This is a genomic window from Bacillus cereus group sp. MG16 (assembly GCF_040459875.1).
Taxonomy (GTDB): domain Bacteria; phylum Bacillota; class Bacilli; order Bacillales; family Bacillaceae_G; genus Bacillus_A; species Bacillus_A paranthracis.
In genome coordinates this window covers 1,045,587-1,060,889 of the sequence record NZ_JARVHE010000001.1, presented here as the reverse complement: position 1 = coordinate 1,060,889, position 15,303 = coordinate 1,045,587, and the positions used below count along the sequence as shown (strand labels likewise).

Sequence of the window (15,303 nt, the reverse complement as noted above, 5' to 3'; positions counted from 1 at the left end):
AAAAGGGGGAATGTATAAATGGATGGAACGAAAAAATTATCAACTGCAATCGGCTTCGGTATCGTTATCCTATTAATTCTCGCAACAGTTACTAGCATGATTATGGCTCTTTTATTAAAATTTACAGATATGAATGAAGGAACATTAGCTGTTACTATTTTTATACTAGCACTTTTATCTATGCTTATATCCGGGTTTACTGCCGGCAAAAAAGCACAAGGGAAAGGTTGGCTAGTAGGCTTCACAACAGGACTTACATTCACTATACTTGTTTTTCTAGTTAACTATTTAGGCTTCTCTCAAACTTTATCGAACTCGCAGTTACTTTACCAATTAGCACTAATGGGCGCGAGTACACTTGGTGGCATTTTCGGTGTAAATATGTCCAAACAAAATAACTAAAAAAGGCCCTGCACATTTCATGCAGGGCCTTCCTCATTAGTTTTTCACAACTTCACGAATCGCATTACGATCGAAAGTTAAGTGTGAACCACCAGATTTAATAACGATTTTCGTCTCATCTACTGATTCGATTGTACCGTGTAAACCACCGATTGTTACGATAGCATCACCTTTTTTTAACTCACTTTGCATTTGAGCAACTGCTTTTTGACGTTTTTGTTGCGGGCGAATTAATAAGAAATAGAAAATCGCAAACATCGCAACGATCATAACGATATTCATCATACCTGGATTCATCTTTTGTTCCTCCTTTTAAATTATGTATTAGAAGTTTTTAGCATTCGGTTTATTAAAGCCATACTGTTCAAAGAATTCTTCGCGGAAATCGCCAAGACGGTCTTCACGAATAGCTTGTCTCACCTGCTCCATTAAGTTTAACAGAAAATGAAGGTTGTGATAAGACGTTAAACGAATTCCGAACGTTTCATCACATTTCATTAAGTGACGAATGTACGCACGAGAGTAATTTTTACATGTATAGCAATCACAGTTTGGATCAAGCGGACCGAAATCTCTTGCGAATTTCGCATTTTTGACAACTAGACGGCCTTCACTTGTCATACATGTACCATTTCGAGCGATACGAGTTGGAAGTACGCAGTCAAACATATCAATACCACGAATTGCACCATCGATTAACGAGTCAGGAGAACCTACTCCCATTAAGTAACGTGGCTTATTATCTGGAAGAAGTGGCGTTGTAAACTCAAGTACACGGTTCATAATATCTTTCGGCTCACCTACAGATAAACCACCTACCGCGTAACCAGGGAAGTCCATTGAAACAAGGTCTTTTGCACTTTGGCGACGAAGCTCTTCGAACTCCCCACCCTGTACAATACCGAATAAACCTTGATCTTGTGGACGTTCATGTGCTTTTAAGCAACGCTCTGCCCAGCGGCTTGTACGCTCTACAGATTTCTTCATATATTCAAAAGTAGCTGGGAATGGTGGACACTCATCAAATGCCATCATAATATCTGAACCTAATGCATTTTGAATTTCCATCGCTTTTTCTGGTGATAAGAATAATTTATCTCCATTTAAGTGGTTACGGAAATGAACGCCTTCCTCTTCAATGCGACGGAAGTCACTTAAACTGAATACTTGGAAACCACCAGAGTCCGTTAAGATTGCACGATCCCAGTTCATAAATTTATGCAAACCGCCTGCTTCACGAATGATTTCGTGACCTGGACGTAGCCATAAATGATACGTATTACTTAAAATAATGCCAGAATCCATTGCTTTTAATTCTTCTGGTGACATTGTCTTAACTGTTGCAAGCGTACCAACTGGCATAAATGTTGGTGTATCAAATGAACCGTGTGGCGTATGTACACGTCCTAAACGGGCACCTGTTTGTTTACAAGTTTTAATAAATTCATAACGAATTGCTGTCATAATTTACTCCTTTTATTTGTTTCCCATTTTAGCGTGAGAGGCAACGAACATTGCATCACCAAAGCTAAAGAAACGATATTTTTCTTTTACTGCTTCATTATAAGCATGAAGTACATTATCTCTGTTTGCAAATGCACTTACAAGCATAATTAATGTTGATTTCGGTAAATGGAAGTTTGTAATTAAACCATCAATTGCTTTAAATTCGTAACCTGGGTACATAAAAATGTCTGTCCAGCCAGAAGCAGCACAAAGCTTGCCGTCATGATCTGTCGCAATTGTTTCTAACGTACGAGTTGAAGTCGTACCTACCGTAATAATACGTCCACCATTCTCTCTTACACGGTTTAATAATGCCGCCGTCTCTTCAGACATATGGTAATATTCTGCGTGCATATGGTGCTCTTCAATCGTATCAGCAGAAACTGGTCTAAATGTTCCAAGCCCTACGTGAAGTGTAATAAATGCTAACTCAACGCCTTTTTGTTTTAACTTTTCCAGTAACTCTTCTGTAAAATGAAGTCCTGCAGTCGGCGCTGCTGCTGAACCGATTTCTTTCGCATATACTGTTTGATAGCGATCGCGATCTTCTAGCGTCTCTTTAATATATGGAGGAAGTGGCATTTCTCCAAGTTCATCTAAAATTTCATAGAAGATGCCGTCATATGAAAATTCAAGCTGACGTCCACCTTGATCTGCAGTTCCTGTGCAAGTTGCTTTTAATTTTCCTTCGCCAAAAGAGATAACAGTTCCTTCTTTTACACGTTTCGCTGGCTTAACAAGCGTCTCCCACTTATCACCTTCTTCTTGTTTTAAAAGAAGTACTTCAATGTGTGCGCCTGTATCTTCTTTCACACCATGCAGACGAGCAGGCATTACCTTCGTTTCATTTAAAACTAAGCAATCCCCCTCATGTAAGTAAGAAAGAATGTCTGTAAAATGTTTATGCTCAATATCACCTGTTTCGCGGTCTAACACCATTAATCTTGATGTTTCACGCTCTTCTAATGGGACTTGTGCAATAAGTTCTTCTGGTAAATGAAAATCAAACAGATTAATATCCATAACTATATCCACCTATTTCTTATTTGAATCGATTTATTATATACATAATAAAAGATAATACAATACTTAACACAATACATGTAATGATAGGAAAATAAAAGGTAACGTTTCCTTTTTTCACAAAAATATCGCCTGAAAGTCTTCCAATGAACTTCCAAGCTAAGCCAACAACGATAAGTAAGATACCTGCTGTAATAAGCAATTTTGGCATCTCCGTCATATTTTTGGCATCTCCATTCCGAAATGCTCATATGCAAGTGGCGTTACAATTCGGCCCCTTGGCGTTCGTTGTAAAAAGCCAATTTGTAATAAATACGGCTCATACACATCTTCAATCGTATGAGATTCTTCTCCAATCGTTGCCGAAACCGTTTCTAATCCAACTGGACCACCGCGGAATTTCTCAATAATACCAAGCAATAATTTATGGTCAATATGATCTAGACCTAATTTATCTACTTGCAGTAGTTCTAACGCCATTTGTGTAATTTCCATCGTAACCGTTCCATTACCACGAACTTGTGCGAAATCTCGTACACGTCGTAATAAACGATTCGCAATACGAGGTGTACCACGAGCACGTCTTGCAATTTCTAGTGCGGCTAACGAGTCAATTTCAACCTCGAATACTTCTGCTGTACGTTCAACAATCTCAGAAAGCTGATCTACTGTGTAATATTCTAATCTTGAAAGCACACCGAAACGGTCACGAAGCGGCGCTGATAATGCACCTGCACGCGTCGTTGCTCCAACTAATGTAAATGGCGGTAAATCTAATCGTACAGACCGTGCTGAAGGCCCTTTTCCAATTACGATATCAAGGCAAAAGTCTTCCATCGCAGGATATAGTACTTCTTCAATTGATCTATGCAAACGATGAATTTCATCAATAAATAATACATCCCCTGGCTGAAGTGCTGTTAAAACAGCCGCTAAATCACCTGGTCTTTCAATTGCCGGTCCTGAAGTTGTTCTAACATTTACGCCCATTTCATTGGCAATAATATTCGCAAGCGTCGTTTTACCAAGACCTGGTGGTCCATATAAAAGCACGTGATCTAGCGTCTCTTCACGCATTTTCGCCGCTTCAATAAACACCTCTAAATTATGTTTCGCTTTATCTTGGCCAATATACTGACGGAGCGTCTGTGGCCGTAATGAATATTCTAAATCCGCATCTTCATATGCAGATTCCCCTGAAAGGAGACGTTCGTCCATTATACTCACCTCTTACCATTTAGTAAAAGACTAAGTGCCTTTTTAATATACTGATCCGTCGTTAATGATTCTTTTAATAACTCTGGTACAACGCGAGAAACTTCTCGTTCCGCGTATCCAAGTGCGCGCAGAGCTTCCAGCGCCTCATCAAGTTCAGCTGACGAACCTTTCTTCTCATCAAAACGTTCTTCGTCTGAGAATAAATCAACAAATGCATCTGGTACAACGTCTGCTAGTTTTCCTTTTAAATCTAAAATCATTTGACGCGCTGTTTTCTTTCCTACGCCTGGGAATTTCACTAAAAACTTCTCGTCTTCATGTTCAATCGCTTGAACGACCTGTCCTGTTTGACCAGAAGCTAATATCGCAAGAGCGCCTTTTGGTCCAATACCAGACACACCTAACAACTTTGTAAATAATAAACGCTCTTCACGTGTTTTAAACCCGTAAAGTGCCATAATATCTTCTCTCACATAATGATATGTATAGACACGGATTTCTTGCTTACTTCTTTGAAATACATACGGATTTGGTGTGAAAATTTGATAACCAATTCCATTATGATCAATTACGACATATTCCGGTCCTACATACTCCACGTAACCTGTAACATATTCAAACAAAATACGATCTCTCCCTCTTAAATCATGTATTCCATTTTAACATATTTAATGATAGAAAAGCGAGACTGCCCCAACAAATGTTCTCTATTTAAACCTTCTGTTATTTTCCATTGACAGAAAGTATAAAGCACATTAATATACAGAAGTCGATAATGATTATCAATACTAATTAAAGGGGTTACATCAGGATGAAACAGAAGTTATTTATTTTATTTACTATTATGCTAGTTGTTCTTTCTATCGTTGGCTGTTCTTCTCAAAAAGAAGAATCAAAAGCAAAAGAACAACCGAAAACAAAAGTGGTAAAACACGCTAAAGGGGAAGCTACAATTCCAGTAAATCCAAAGAGAATTGTTGATTTATCTGGTTCAACGGAAGAATTATTACTTCTTGGGCACAAACCTGTTGGTACAGCAAATACATATAAAGATAAAATCCAAAATCACTTAACAGAAAAATTAGATGGCGTAAAAGCAGTAGGCTGGTACTGGGCACCTAAAGTTGATTTAGAAGCTGTTACTGCTTTAAAACCAGACTTAATTATTTTAAATAATCGCCAATTAAAGATTTATGATCAATTAGAAAAGGTTGCACCGACGGTAGTTCTAGAAACAAACTTAGAAGACTGGCGTGGTAAGTTTAAAGAAGTAGGTAAACTATTTGATGAAGAAAAGAAAGCGGACAAATGGATTGCAGACTACGATAAAAAAGCAGACTCTTTATCTAAAAAGATTAAAGAAAAAACAAAAGATGAGAACTTTATGTTCGTCGCAGTTACACCACAAAACTTCCGTGTATACGGTAGCTTCGGGTACGGTGACATCATCTTTAACGACTTAAAACTTCCAGCAACAAAAGGTACAGATTTAAAACAAACGATGGCGCAAGTATCACTAGAAGGTCTTGTTGCATTCCAACCTGATCAAATGTTTATTGTAAACTTTGGCGGCGAAGCTGATAAAGTTTACGAAGACTACAAAAACAGTGCCGTTTGGAAAGACAATAAAGCTGTGAAAAACAATCATGTATATGAAGTATCAAACGAAAGCTTCAATACGAAAGCTTTCAATCCAATCGGAAAAGATATGCTAATCGATGAAATCGCAAAACAAATTTTAGATAAAAACAAGTAAAAAAAGCAGCTCATCATGAGCTGCTTCTTTTCTTATTTTGCACTGCATATTGCTTCATTTTTTCAATCGTCTTCACAAAACCTTCTTTTGATTTAATACGAATACCACGCTTCAATTTCGCACGCTCATAACTTTCAAGCTTTTTCATATCAATTTGAAAGAAGGAATGAATCGCATTATCACTTTTCGGTACACCTTTAAAAATTTGTAATATTCCTTCCTCTGACACTCCAAAATAACCGCTCGTTTTTAATAACGGAGAAATATCGTCAACTTTCTTTTGTAATACGATTTGTACATCATCACGATCAACGAGCTGCCATTCTTTATACTGCTGTAAAAACTTTTCCAAGTCCGCTACTTTTTCTGTAAAGATTTCCTCACTTACTTCTCCATCAACATACATTCGCTCTAATAAAATTGTAACTTCAGGCTCTTTTTCTGTTACTTCTGGTACCGGCCCTTCCGCCTTCGCATTCGTTCCATAAACGAAACAAAACATCATAACGAAAGCTTGCATCGCAATCAGTATCCATTTCATTTCCGTTCACCTCTTTTAGGCAAGATCATACTTTCATTAGTAGTTTTTCCGGAAATGGGGGTTTTATCCCTAATTCATAGATTGCTCACATCAAGAATTATAGAGTTCAATTATTCCTATTTATTTCGAAGCGTATTGATTATGCGAAAGCTTCTTTATATCTTTATTGGATTTTACCGTTGCTATGTAAACACCAATTAACACAATTATCATTCCAGCTATTTGTCGCCACGTAACAGCTGCTCCATATAGGACAACTGAGATACCAGTAGCCACAATAGGAGTTAAATTTAAATACATACTCGCTTTGCTTGCACCTAGTTCTTCTACCCCTTTATTAAACACGATATATCCAACTAACGTCCCGCATACGACCATATACAACATTTCTATCCATCCCTGTAAAGAAAACGCCCCAACCTTTCCCCATCCATCTTCATATAGAGAAAGGCCCGCTAAAAACACAGTACCTAATACCGTCATACTCATTGTAGTTAACAAAGGGGAGACACCCCTCATAACTTTTTTGCCTGTTAAGCTATATAACACCCCACAGATTAAAGCAGCTATAAATAAAAGATCTCCCTTATTAAATGACAAAGACATAAGTGTATTCATTGAACCACTCGTAATCACAACTATTACACCGATAAAGGACAACATTAAACTTATTCCAATTTTTATACTCCACGACTCTTTAAAAAATAATATTGCTCCCAATGTTACAAAAACGGGCATTGTAGCAATAATAAGCGAGCCATTCAGAGTAGAAGTATAGTTAAGTCCCATAAAGAAAAAAACATTATAGCCAAAAATACCTGTTAATGATACAAATAACAGCCCTTTCCAACTCTTTAATAACAAACTTGTATTCCATTCAGATTTCATAAAAACTATGCCTATTAAAATACAACCTGCTAAGCCAAAACGAATTGTTGCCGCAGTAATCGGTGGAATTTCAGTAATAACATGCTCTGCTGTTGCAAAAGAGCCACCCCAAAATAAAGGAACAAGTAACATAATGACATACATACGATTTATTCTGTTCATTTTCATTACCCCTTTCAAGTATACAGGTTTAAAAGTTTAAACTTATTTACTTGTTAGTTAAAAAAAATTAATAATTCGATTCTATTGCTTGAAGTAACTCCTTCACCTGTTTTAAAAATTCTCCGGCTATTATAGAATAAAAAATTTCTTTTCCATGTCGATCCGCTACAATTAGTTCTGCTTGTTTTAAAATTTTTAAATGGTGTGAAACAGCTGGTCTAGAAATCCCCATTTCATCTGTTATTTGCGTTACATTCATCTGTTTATTTTCTAACAATAGCATAATAATTTGCTGACGATTCTCATCCCCCAACGCCTGAAATATAGGTGTTACGACCTGAAATTTCTCTAATACAACTTCTGTATTTCTACATTCAAAATTCTCCATATCCTATTCATCCCAACCTTTTATATATAAAAAACATGTAATATATTACCATTAAATAGTAACTCTTTCATTCGCAGTTGTAAATAACTTTATTTTCAGACTCTTTTTCGATAAAAAAAGGAAGATTGGATTCCTCCACTCTTCCCATTACATTCATATAAAATGAAAGACGCCTGCAAAGCAGGCGTCTTGATGCGTTTACGGCGAGAGACCAGGCGACCACATTCGCGTGTTTAGCACTTAAGCATATCTCTCGTCTTACGTAAATTAGCTCATCGCTTTGCTAATATAACATTAATAAAGTATAAGTGCAACATGTTTATAAAAAAATTTTATTTCCTCTTTCATCCAAACAAATTATATGTAAATTATAAATTGATAAATGCAATATATATGTTACAATTAACGTAACAGCGAAATCATCATAAACAGGAGATGGATATTGTGAAAAAAATAAAAGATGAACGTCTCATTCTGCAAACATTAAAAAATATACGTATTGCCTTTCTTTTTCAATCACTTGGTATAGTTGGAATTTTAGGCTATATCGGATTCACTAAAGGACTAGATCAAATTACGAAATCTCCATTATGGCTATTATTTATTCTTACGAGTATTGTGCTTAGTTATTTACAGTTAAGCGTTTCAATTGATGTAGAAGAAAGCGAAAAGGATATCCAATTAACTCCTTACTATAAACTTGTCTTTCGCTCCCTTATCGTTGGAATTATTATGGCTATTATTTATATTATTTTCAGTCCAGAAAGACCTCTCTTTGAAGCTATTTTAACAGGTAGCATTCTCTTCATATGCTTTTTAGTCTCTTACTCCGTTAGTTATTTTATAAAAAAGCGTCGTTTACAAGACAACGATGAATAAAGAGGAAGGGCTATCCTTCCTCTTTATTTTGCTATCGCACTGTACCAGTTAAACCGTAACGAATATCTCGGAACATATTTACTATGTCACGATTAAAATCGTTTGTAACTGTACCGTTACGCAAGCGTGTACTCATTGCATCGACACGAGTAAACATGTCATTTCTTACAGAAACATATACGTTTCTGTTTCCAACTTCATTTGCAACAGCTTGAAGAATTTCGTTCGCCATCGCCGTTTCATTTGTCACCGTATTACGTGGTTTTACTGCAATCGCTACATCGTTTCCATATACAACTGTAGACACGCGATCTACGTTATTCATACGTTTCACACGATTCGTAATTCTTTCTGCAGTTTTACCATCATTGTTAATGTATGAATTGTTCATTGTAATATTACGTGTTGGATGCGGATTAGCAATTTGACCGTTGTAATTTACATCACGGTAATAGTTGTATCCTGTATCGTTACGACCATTTCTATATGTCACATAGTCTGTATAACGATCGTTACGCGCCACATTATCACGATACTGGTGTGTATCATTATAAGATGTACGCTCGTAATTGTAGTTACGTCCATCCATTGCATTGTTATCTTTTGGTGTACCACATGCAGCTAATGCACTAGTAACTAACAAAGAAGCAGCAATCACTTTTACTTTCGTATTCAATACAAAACCCCCCTCTGTTAGAATGAGCTTCTCTTCTGAAAAGCTCCCTCTTATGATGAGTAACAGAGAAGGTTTTTACACTGTTAATATTTCACTGGGGATTTTCTAACATTTGGTGTAAATCTTTCGTTTCCGGAATGAATCTACATACAAAAAAGATGGGAATAATCCCACCTTTTTTAAACTTCTTCTTCATCCTCTTCTTCTGAAACTGGCTCCCCAAATACATTTGGCGGATCTGGTTGATAATACATCGTTCCTGGCTGTGGTGCATATGCTGATTGAGTTGGTTGATAATATAAAGGATTCGCGTATTGTGGCCCTCCAGGTTGCGGACTATATAGCCTACTCTCTCCTCCGCATCCACAATCCTCCTCTCCTTGCACGAGCGGCGGCATATTATTATCTATAGGCATCATATTTGGATTTGGCATAGACGTATATTGCGGTCCAAACGGTGCTCCTTGCTGATATGGCATTTGATATGGATTTTGTTGTTGATAATACGGATTCGGCGGCATCATAGGCTGTTGGTACGGCATTTGATATGGCATCATATTCGGTGGTTGATTGTTATCCATAATTGGCATCATATTTGGCATTTGATTGTTATCCATAATTGGCATCATATTCGGCATTTGGTTGTTATCCATTATCGGCATCATATTTGGCATTTGATTATTATCCATAATTGGCATGATATTTGGCGGTTGATTGTTATCCATGATTGGCATGATGTTTGGTGGTTGATTATTATCCATGATTGGCATGATGTTTGGTGGCTGATTATTATCCATGATTGGCATGATGTTTGGTGGCTGATTATTATCCATAATTGGCATGATGTTTGGTGGCTGATTATTATCCATGATTGGCATGATGTTTGGCACTTGAATATTTGGTGGTTTTACTTGCGGAATAACTACATTTTCTTTCGATACATTTGGTGACACTATATTTCCTACATTTTCTTTCTTTACTTGTGGTGATACTATGTTTCCTACATTTTCTTTCTTCACTTGCGGCGACACTATGTTCCCTACATTTTCTTTCTTTACTTGCGGTGACACTATGTTTCCTACATTTTCTTTCTTTACTTGCGGTGACACTATGTTTCCTACATTTTCTTTCTTTACTTGCGGTGACACTATGTTTCCTACATTTTCTTTCTTTACTTGCGGTGACACTATGTTTCCTACATTTTCTTTCTTTACTTGCGGTGACACTATGTTTCCTACATTTTCTTTCTTTACTTGCGGTGACACTATGTTTCCTACATTTTCTTTCTTTACTTGCGGTGATATTATATTATCTTTTTTCGTTTGCGGAGAAATAATGTTATTAGGTTTCATTTTAGTAATTTGAGGAGCAATTAACTCGCTTCCTTTTTTAATTACATCTGAAATTTTATATTCTTTTTTCGTTTTTATTGGTGGTTGCGGCGGCTGCGGTAACACATTTACCGAAAACTTCGTATTTTCTTTTTCCGCTGGTTTTTGTTTTTCTATAACAGGTGGTTTTTGAATCACTGACGGTTTTTCAACTGGTTTTTCTTTTTGAATTGGCTGTTCTTTTTGCACCTCTTTTTGCGGTTTCACCTGTACTTCCTTTTGTGGCTTCACTTGTATTTCCTTCTGTGGTTTTACCTGTACTTCTTTTTGTGATTTCACTTGCATTTCCTTCTGTGGTTTTACTTGCACTTCTTTTTGTGTTTGTTGCATGGCAGGCTCTTGTGTAATTGGTGCTGATTGATACGTAACTTCTTCCTCGTCTTCTATTCCAAGCGGCGTTGGCGTTGCTGCAAATTCTTTTTGTTGCACTTCTTTTACATATTGTTTTGGAGGTGCTGAACCTGCTCCAGCATGCTGTTTTACGTGTACACTGTTTGATGGTACTTTAATTTTCATACCTGGCATAATTAAATCTGGATTGCTAAGTTGTGTATTTGTTTTTTTCAACGTATCAAAATCCACTCCGTACTTTTTCGCAATTTTCCAAAGGGTATCCCCTTTTTGCACGATATGAATTTTCAAATTTTCCCCCTCCTGTATAACTTATCTATAAGTAACAAATCTCATGAAGTAACCCTTTCTAAATAACGTTAACCTCTTTTCACTTGTATCACTTCTTCGATTTTCGATATCATTAGAAGCGGAATAAGTATAAGATAATCGCAATGATTTCTTCAAAACAATGTATGCCCATTTTGTTCTCGTTATGATTATATGTACGAAAAAAAGCAACGGGAATCCGCTGCTTTACACACGCTCTAACATACGATTTAATGCAAGAACTGCCTCTTCAGTCACTTGTTTATCTACGCTAATAACGTTAATTTCTTCTCCTTTTTCTATCGTTTCAAGTGCCCATAATAAGTGCGGCAGATCAATTCGGTTCATCGTTAAACATGGACACATAAAGGGGTTAAGTGAAACAATTTCTTTATCTGGATGTTGTTGAATAATTCGGTTCACTAAATTCATTTCTGTACCAATCGCCCATTTACTTCCGGATGGAGCCGCTTCAATCATATCAATAATGTATTTCGTTGAACCTGCATAATCCGAAGCAGCTACAACTTCGTAGCAACATTCTGGATGTACAATAATGTTCATGTCCGGCTGATTTTTCCGTACGTTCTCAATGTTTTTCACTGTAAAGTTTTGATGAACTGAACAATGCCCTTTCCATAAAATCACTTGAATTTCTTCTATATCTCCATCGTACTCTAATGAATCAGTATGTGGATCCCATACTGCCATTTTATCTAACGGGATACCTAAATCGTACGCTGTATTTCTTCCTAAATGTTGATCCGGTAAAAAAACGAGACGCTCTTTTTGCGTAAAAGCCCATGATACCATTTGTTTTGCATTAGAAGAAGTTACTGTTGCTCCGCCATTACGACCACAAAACGCTTTAATTGCAGCCGTAGAGTTCACATACGTTAACGGAATCATCGTATCTCCAAATAATTTTGTGAGCTCTTTCCACGCTCTTTCTGTTTGTTCGATATCTGCCATATCTGCCATCGAACACCCTGCACGCATATCTGGCAAAATAACGATTTGATCATCTGTCGTTAACATATCTGCTGTTTCTGCCATAAAGTGTACACCACAAAATACAATATATTTTGCGTCTTTATTGCTCGCTGCAACTTGCGCAAGCTGAAGTGAATCTCCTGCCGCATCAGAAAATTGTACCACTTCATCTTTTTGGTAATGATGTCCTGGAATAAATAGCGTTTCCCCCATTTTTTCTTTAATTTCACGAACCCGCTTTTCCATGTTTTCTGTTGACATCGTGTAATAACGCTCTGGTAACATCGTTTCAATCGGTTGTACTTTTTCTAAAATACTCATATTTCTTTCTCCCCCTCTAAGCCACTTTCCTTACGCCTCAATATTGAAACTAATATCAAGTGCTTTCACTGAATGTGTTAACGCTCCAAGTGAAATATAATCTACCCCTGTTTTTCCGTATTTCGATAAATCTTCAATTGTAATGCCCCCTGAAGCTTCCGTCACGATAGCGCTTGGCACAATCTTTGAAAACTCCCGAATCTCATCTGGCGTACGGTTATCAAACATAATAATATCTGCACCAGCAGCTACAGCCTCTCTCACTTGCTCCTCTGTTTCCGTTTCCACTTCTACTTTCACCATATGTCCTAACTTTTCTTTCACTGATGTAACAGCTTTCGTAATAGAACCAGCAAAAGCAATATGATTATCTTTGATCATGACACCGTCATATAGGCCGAAACGGTGATTAAATCCGCCTCCGCACACGACTGCATACTTATCAAACATACGTAGCCCTGGCAGCGTTTTTCGCGTATCACAAATACGTGTATGGCTGCTATCTAAGGCACGAACAGCCTCGTATGTCATTGTCGCTATCCCACTCATACGCTGGATAACGTTTAATATAACGCGCTCTGCCGTTAATAACGATGCGATTGGTCCTTGGACAGTTGCAATTATTTCGCCTTTTTCTACAAGATCTCCATCTTTTTTATGAAGCTCCACTTTAATTCTCTCATCAATTAATTTAAACCCTTCTTCAATGACTAAACGTCCCGCAAAGACTCCTGTATCCTTTGCAAGAAACGTTCCTTTTGAAAGTAAATTATCTGGAAAAATAAGCTGAGATGTTACATCTCTTTCTCCTATATCTTCTAGAAAAAATCGATTTAATGCTTCTTTAACCTTTATCGTATTCATAAAGCCCCTCTTCCCCTCATTACACAAGTTGTAGTTTTCTTTTCACTCGAACGATTTCTTTTTTTACGCTATTTCTATGTGGATAATCACTTCGATAATGGCCACCAATGCTTTCTTCTCTTTGCAAAGCTGATACGACGATAAGCTCACAAACTGTTAACATATTAATAAGCGTTACCTCTTCATTTGTAAGAACATCATGTTGTAATATCATATTTCGAACACCGTACTTACTAAGCCATCTCTTTGCATAAGATAAACTTTGCTCTGTTCGCACAATCCCAACATATTTCATCATGCATTCTTGTATTTCTTCTTTCGTCGGCAAATGATTCAGAACGATAAACTTCTTTTCCTTCTCAGCAAAGTTGTTCAATCTTTCTTTTGTCGCTTTCGTTAAAAGATGCTGTCCTATTCTCTTTCCAAACACAAGACCTTCTAATAATGAATTACTCGCTAATCTATTTGCTCCATGAACACCGTTACAAGCTACTTCACCAACCGCATATAAATGTGGAATGGACGTCTCTCCATCACAGTTTGTTTTCACGCCGCCCATATGGAAATGAGCACCCGGTACGACCGGAATACGTTTTTCATTTATATGAACACCATTCTTTTTACACAATGATGATACAGTCGGAAAACGTTCTTCAAAATTTTGGATAGACTCGATATTCAAATACACTTTTTCACCCGCCAAAAGCTGTTCATGAATCGCTCTTGCCACTACATCACGCGGTGCGAGATCATGATCTGGATGTATATCCATCATAAAACGCTGCCCTTTTCCGTTTATAAGGACAGCTCCTTCACCGCGGACTGCTTCAGAGACGAGACCGCAGCATCGCTCGCTCGCGTATAACATCGTTGGATGGAATTGTACAAATTCTAAATCTACAAGCTCCCCACCCGCGCGGTACACCATCGCAAGTCCATCACCCGTAATTGTTTTGTCATTAGAAGTAAAGGCATATAAACCACCAATCCCGCCTGAGGCTAACACCGTATAATCTGCATCATAACGCTTCAACTTCCCTTCACTATCTCGCGTTAAAACTCCAGCACATTTTTCGTTTTCTATAATAAAATCAAGCACCATTTCCTGTTCCACTACCGTAACGTACGGAACTACTTCTTGAATGAAATGCTCTAATAAATTCTTTCCTGTTGCATCCCCACCTGCATGTAAAATACGCCGCTTCCGATGTGCACCTTCTTTTCCAAGGTGAGGGCCCGTTTCATCTCCATCAAATTTCATTCCATTTTCAATGAGATGATTCATTTCTTTCGGCCCTTCTTCAACTAAATAACGAACCGCATCTTCATTGTTATAATGACATCCTGCTACTAACGTATCTTCCAAATGATCATTTGGATTGTCATATGTAGCTACGGCTGCGGCAATTCCACCTTGCGCTAAATATGTATTATTATTACGATTCGTTTTCTTTGTGATAATAATCACATTCTTTTCGTGACAAATCTCTTTTGCAACACGAAGTGCCGCAACGCCACTTCCAATAATTAAGACATCTGCACTTGGCATAATTGTTGCCTCCTACTTTACACTTTTCAACTGTCTTGACACCTATATTTACATAGTTTTAAAATAATGACAAGAGTTTTTTTATA

The 15,303-nt window shown here is 37.3% G+C and carries 16 protein-coding genes and 1 pseudogene; 3 read left to right on the top strand and 14 right to left on the bottom strand.

Features of this window, described 5'->3' with window-relative positions; all coding sequences use genetic code 11:
* Positions 1–18 precede the first annotated feature (18 nt).
* On the top strand, positions 19–402 hold the full coding sequence (locus tag QCI73_RS05500) for a TIGR04086 family membrane protein (protein ID WP_014893502.1): 384 nt from the start codon (positions 19–21) through the stop codon (positions 400–402).
* A 36-nt stretch (positions 403–438) separates the two neighbouring features.
* Here the strand turns inward: QCI73_RS05500 and yajC are convergent, their stop codons facing one another.
* From yajC to ruvA, 6 genes are read right to left on the bottom strand one after another with little or no spacing between them, the layout of a single operon-like run.
* Positions 439–699, bottom strand: coding sequence for a preprotein translocase subunit YajC (gene yajC / locus QCI73_RS05495; RefSeq protein WP_001068066.1), 261 nt, complete (start codon positions 697–699; stop codon positions 439–441).
* 27 nt (positions 700–726) lie between these two features.
* Positions 727–1,866, bottom strand: a complete 1,140-nt coding sequence (gene tgt, locus QCI73_RS05490) for a tRNA guanosine(34) transglycosylase Tgt (RefSeq protein WP_000125362.1) — start codon at positions 1,864–1,866, stop codon at positions 727–729.
* A gap of 12 nt (positions 1,867–1,878) precedes the next feature.
* Positions 1,879–2,931, bottom strand: a complete 1,053-nt coding sequence (gene queA, locus QCI73_RS05485; protein ID WP_000354031.1) for a tRNA preQ1(34) S-adenosylmethionine ribosyltransferase-isomerase QueA — start codon at positions 2,929–2,931, stop codon at positions 1,879–1,881.
* 19 nt (positions 2,932–2,950) lie between these two features.
* Positions 2,951–3,151 carry a DUF2905 domain-containing protein gene (locus QCI73_RS05480; protein WP_336455820.1) on the bottom strand — a complete coding sequence of 67 codons (201 nt, stop codon included), beginning with the start codon at positions 3,149–3,151 and terminating at the stop codon, positions 2,951–2,953.
* The gene (ruvB, locus tag QCI73_RS05475; protein ID WP_000344453.1) at positions 3,148–4,149 is read right to left on the bottom strand and encodes a Holliday junction branch migration DNA helicase RuvB; all 1,002 of its coding nucleotides are present in this window, start codon (positions 4,147–4,149) and stop codon (positions 3,148–3,150) included. The genes QCI73_RS05480 and ruvB overlap by 4 nt, the downstream gene beginning before the upstream one ends.
* Before the next feature lie 5 nt (positions 4,150–4,154).
* A complete protein-coding gene (gene ruvA / locus QCI73_RS05470) occupies positions 4,155–4,772 on the bottom strand; it encodes a Holliday junction DNA helicase RuvA (protein ID WP_000464508.1) in 618 nt (205 codons plus the stop codon).
* A 188-nt stretch (positions 4,773–4,960) separates the two neighbouring features.
* On the opposite strand from ruvA, the gene QCI73_RS05465 reads away from it, so the two are divergent.
* A complete protein-coding gene (locus QCI73_RS05465) occupies positions 4,961–5,905 on the top strand; it encodes an iron-hydroxamate ABC transporter substrate-binding protein (protein WP_327922453.1) in 945 nt (314 codons plus the stop codon).
* Positions 5,906–5,918: 13 nt separating this feature from the next.
* Here the strand turns inward: QCI73_RS05465 and QCI73_RS05460 are convergent, their stop codons facing one another.
* The 3 genes from QCI73_RS05460 to QCI73_RS05450 form a co-directional block, all read right to left on the bottom strand.
* Positions 5,919–6,446 (bottom strand): BofC C-terminal domain-containing protein, encoded by a 528-nt coding sequence (locus QCI73_RS05460; RefSeq protein WP_029440006.1) that lies wholly within the window; start codon positions 6,444–6,446, stop codon positions 5,919–5,921.
* 120 nt (positions 6,447–6,566) lie between these two features.
* Complete coding sequence (locus tag QCI73_RS05455; RefSeq protein WP_353822618.1) at positions 6,567–7,496, bottom strand: DMT family transporter; 930 nt, start codon at positions 7,494–7,496, stop codon at positions 6,567–6,569.
* Positions 7,497–7,563: 67 nt separating this feature from the next.
* Complete coding sequence (locus tag QCI73_RS05450; RefSeq protein WP_262724365.1) at positions 7,564–7,884, bottom strand: ArsR/SmtB family transcription factor; 321 nt, start codon at positions 7,882–7,884, stop codon at positions 7,564–7,566.
* 444 nt (positions 7,885–8,328) lie between these two features.
* Between QCI73_RS05450 and QCI73_RS05445 the strand changes: the two genes are divergently transcribed.
* Positions 8,329–8,763, top strand: a complete 435-nt coding sequence (locus tag QCI73_RS05445) for a branched-chain amino acid ABC transporter substrate-binding protein (RefSeq protein WP_353822617.1) — start codon at positions 8,329–8,331, stop codon at positions 8,761–8,763.
* Positions 8,764–8,794: 31 nt separating this feature from the next.
* Here the strand turns inward: QCI73_RS05445 and QCI73_RS05440 are convergent, their stop codons facing one another.
* The 5 genes and pseudogenes from QCI73_RS05440 to nadB all read right to left on the bottom strand — a co-directional run bounded on the left by QCI73_RS05440 (position 8,795) and on the right by nadB (position 15,217).
* Complete coding sequence (locus tag QCI73_RS05440) at positions 8,795–9,439, bottom strand: YhcN/YlaJ family sporulation lipoprotein (protein WP_353822616.1); 645 nt, start codon at positions 9,437–9,439, stop codon at positions 8,795–8,797.
* Positions 9,440–11,315: 1,876 nt separating this feature from the next.
* Positions 11,316–11,472: pseudogene (gene safA, locus QCI73_RS30835) on the bottom strand (SafA/ExsA family spore coat assembly protein); the annotation flags it as partial.
* 225 nt (positions 11,473–11,697) lie between these two features.
* Positions 11,698–12,804: a quinolinate synthase NadA gene (gene nadA / locus QCI73_RS05430; RefSeq protein ID WP_200730841.1), complete on the bottom strand. Its 1,107-nt coding sequence runs from the start codon at positions 12,802–12,804 to the stop codon at positions 11,698–11,700.
* A gap of 30 nt (positions 12,805–12,834) precedes the next feature.
* The gene (gene nadC, locus QCI73_RS05425; protein WP_200730842.1) at positions 12,835–13,668 is read right to left on the bottom strand and encodes a carboxylating nicotinate-nucleotide diphosphorylase; all 834 of its coding nucleotides are present in this window, start codon (positions 13,666–13,668) and stop codon (positions 12,835–12,837) included.
* A 19-nt stretch (positions 13,669–13,687) separates the two neighbouring features.
* On the bottom strand, positions 13,688–15,217 hold the full coding sequence (gene nadB, locus QCI73_RS05420) for an L-aspartate oxidase (RefSeq protein ID WP_200730843.1): 1,530 nt from the start codon (positions 15,215–15,217) through the stop codon (positions 13,688–13,690).
* Positions 15,218–15,303: the final 86 nt, after the last annotated feature.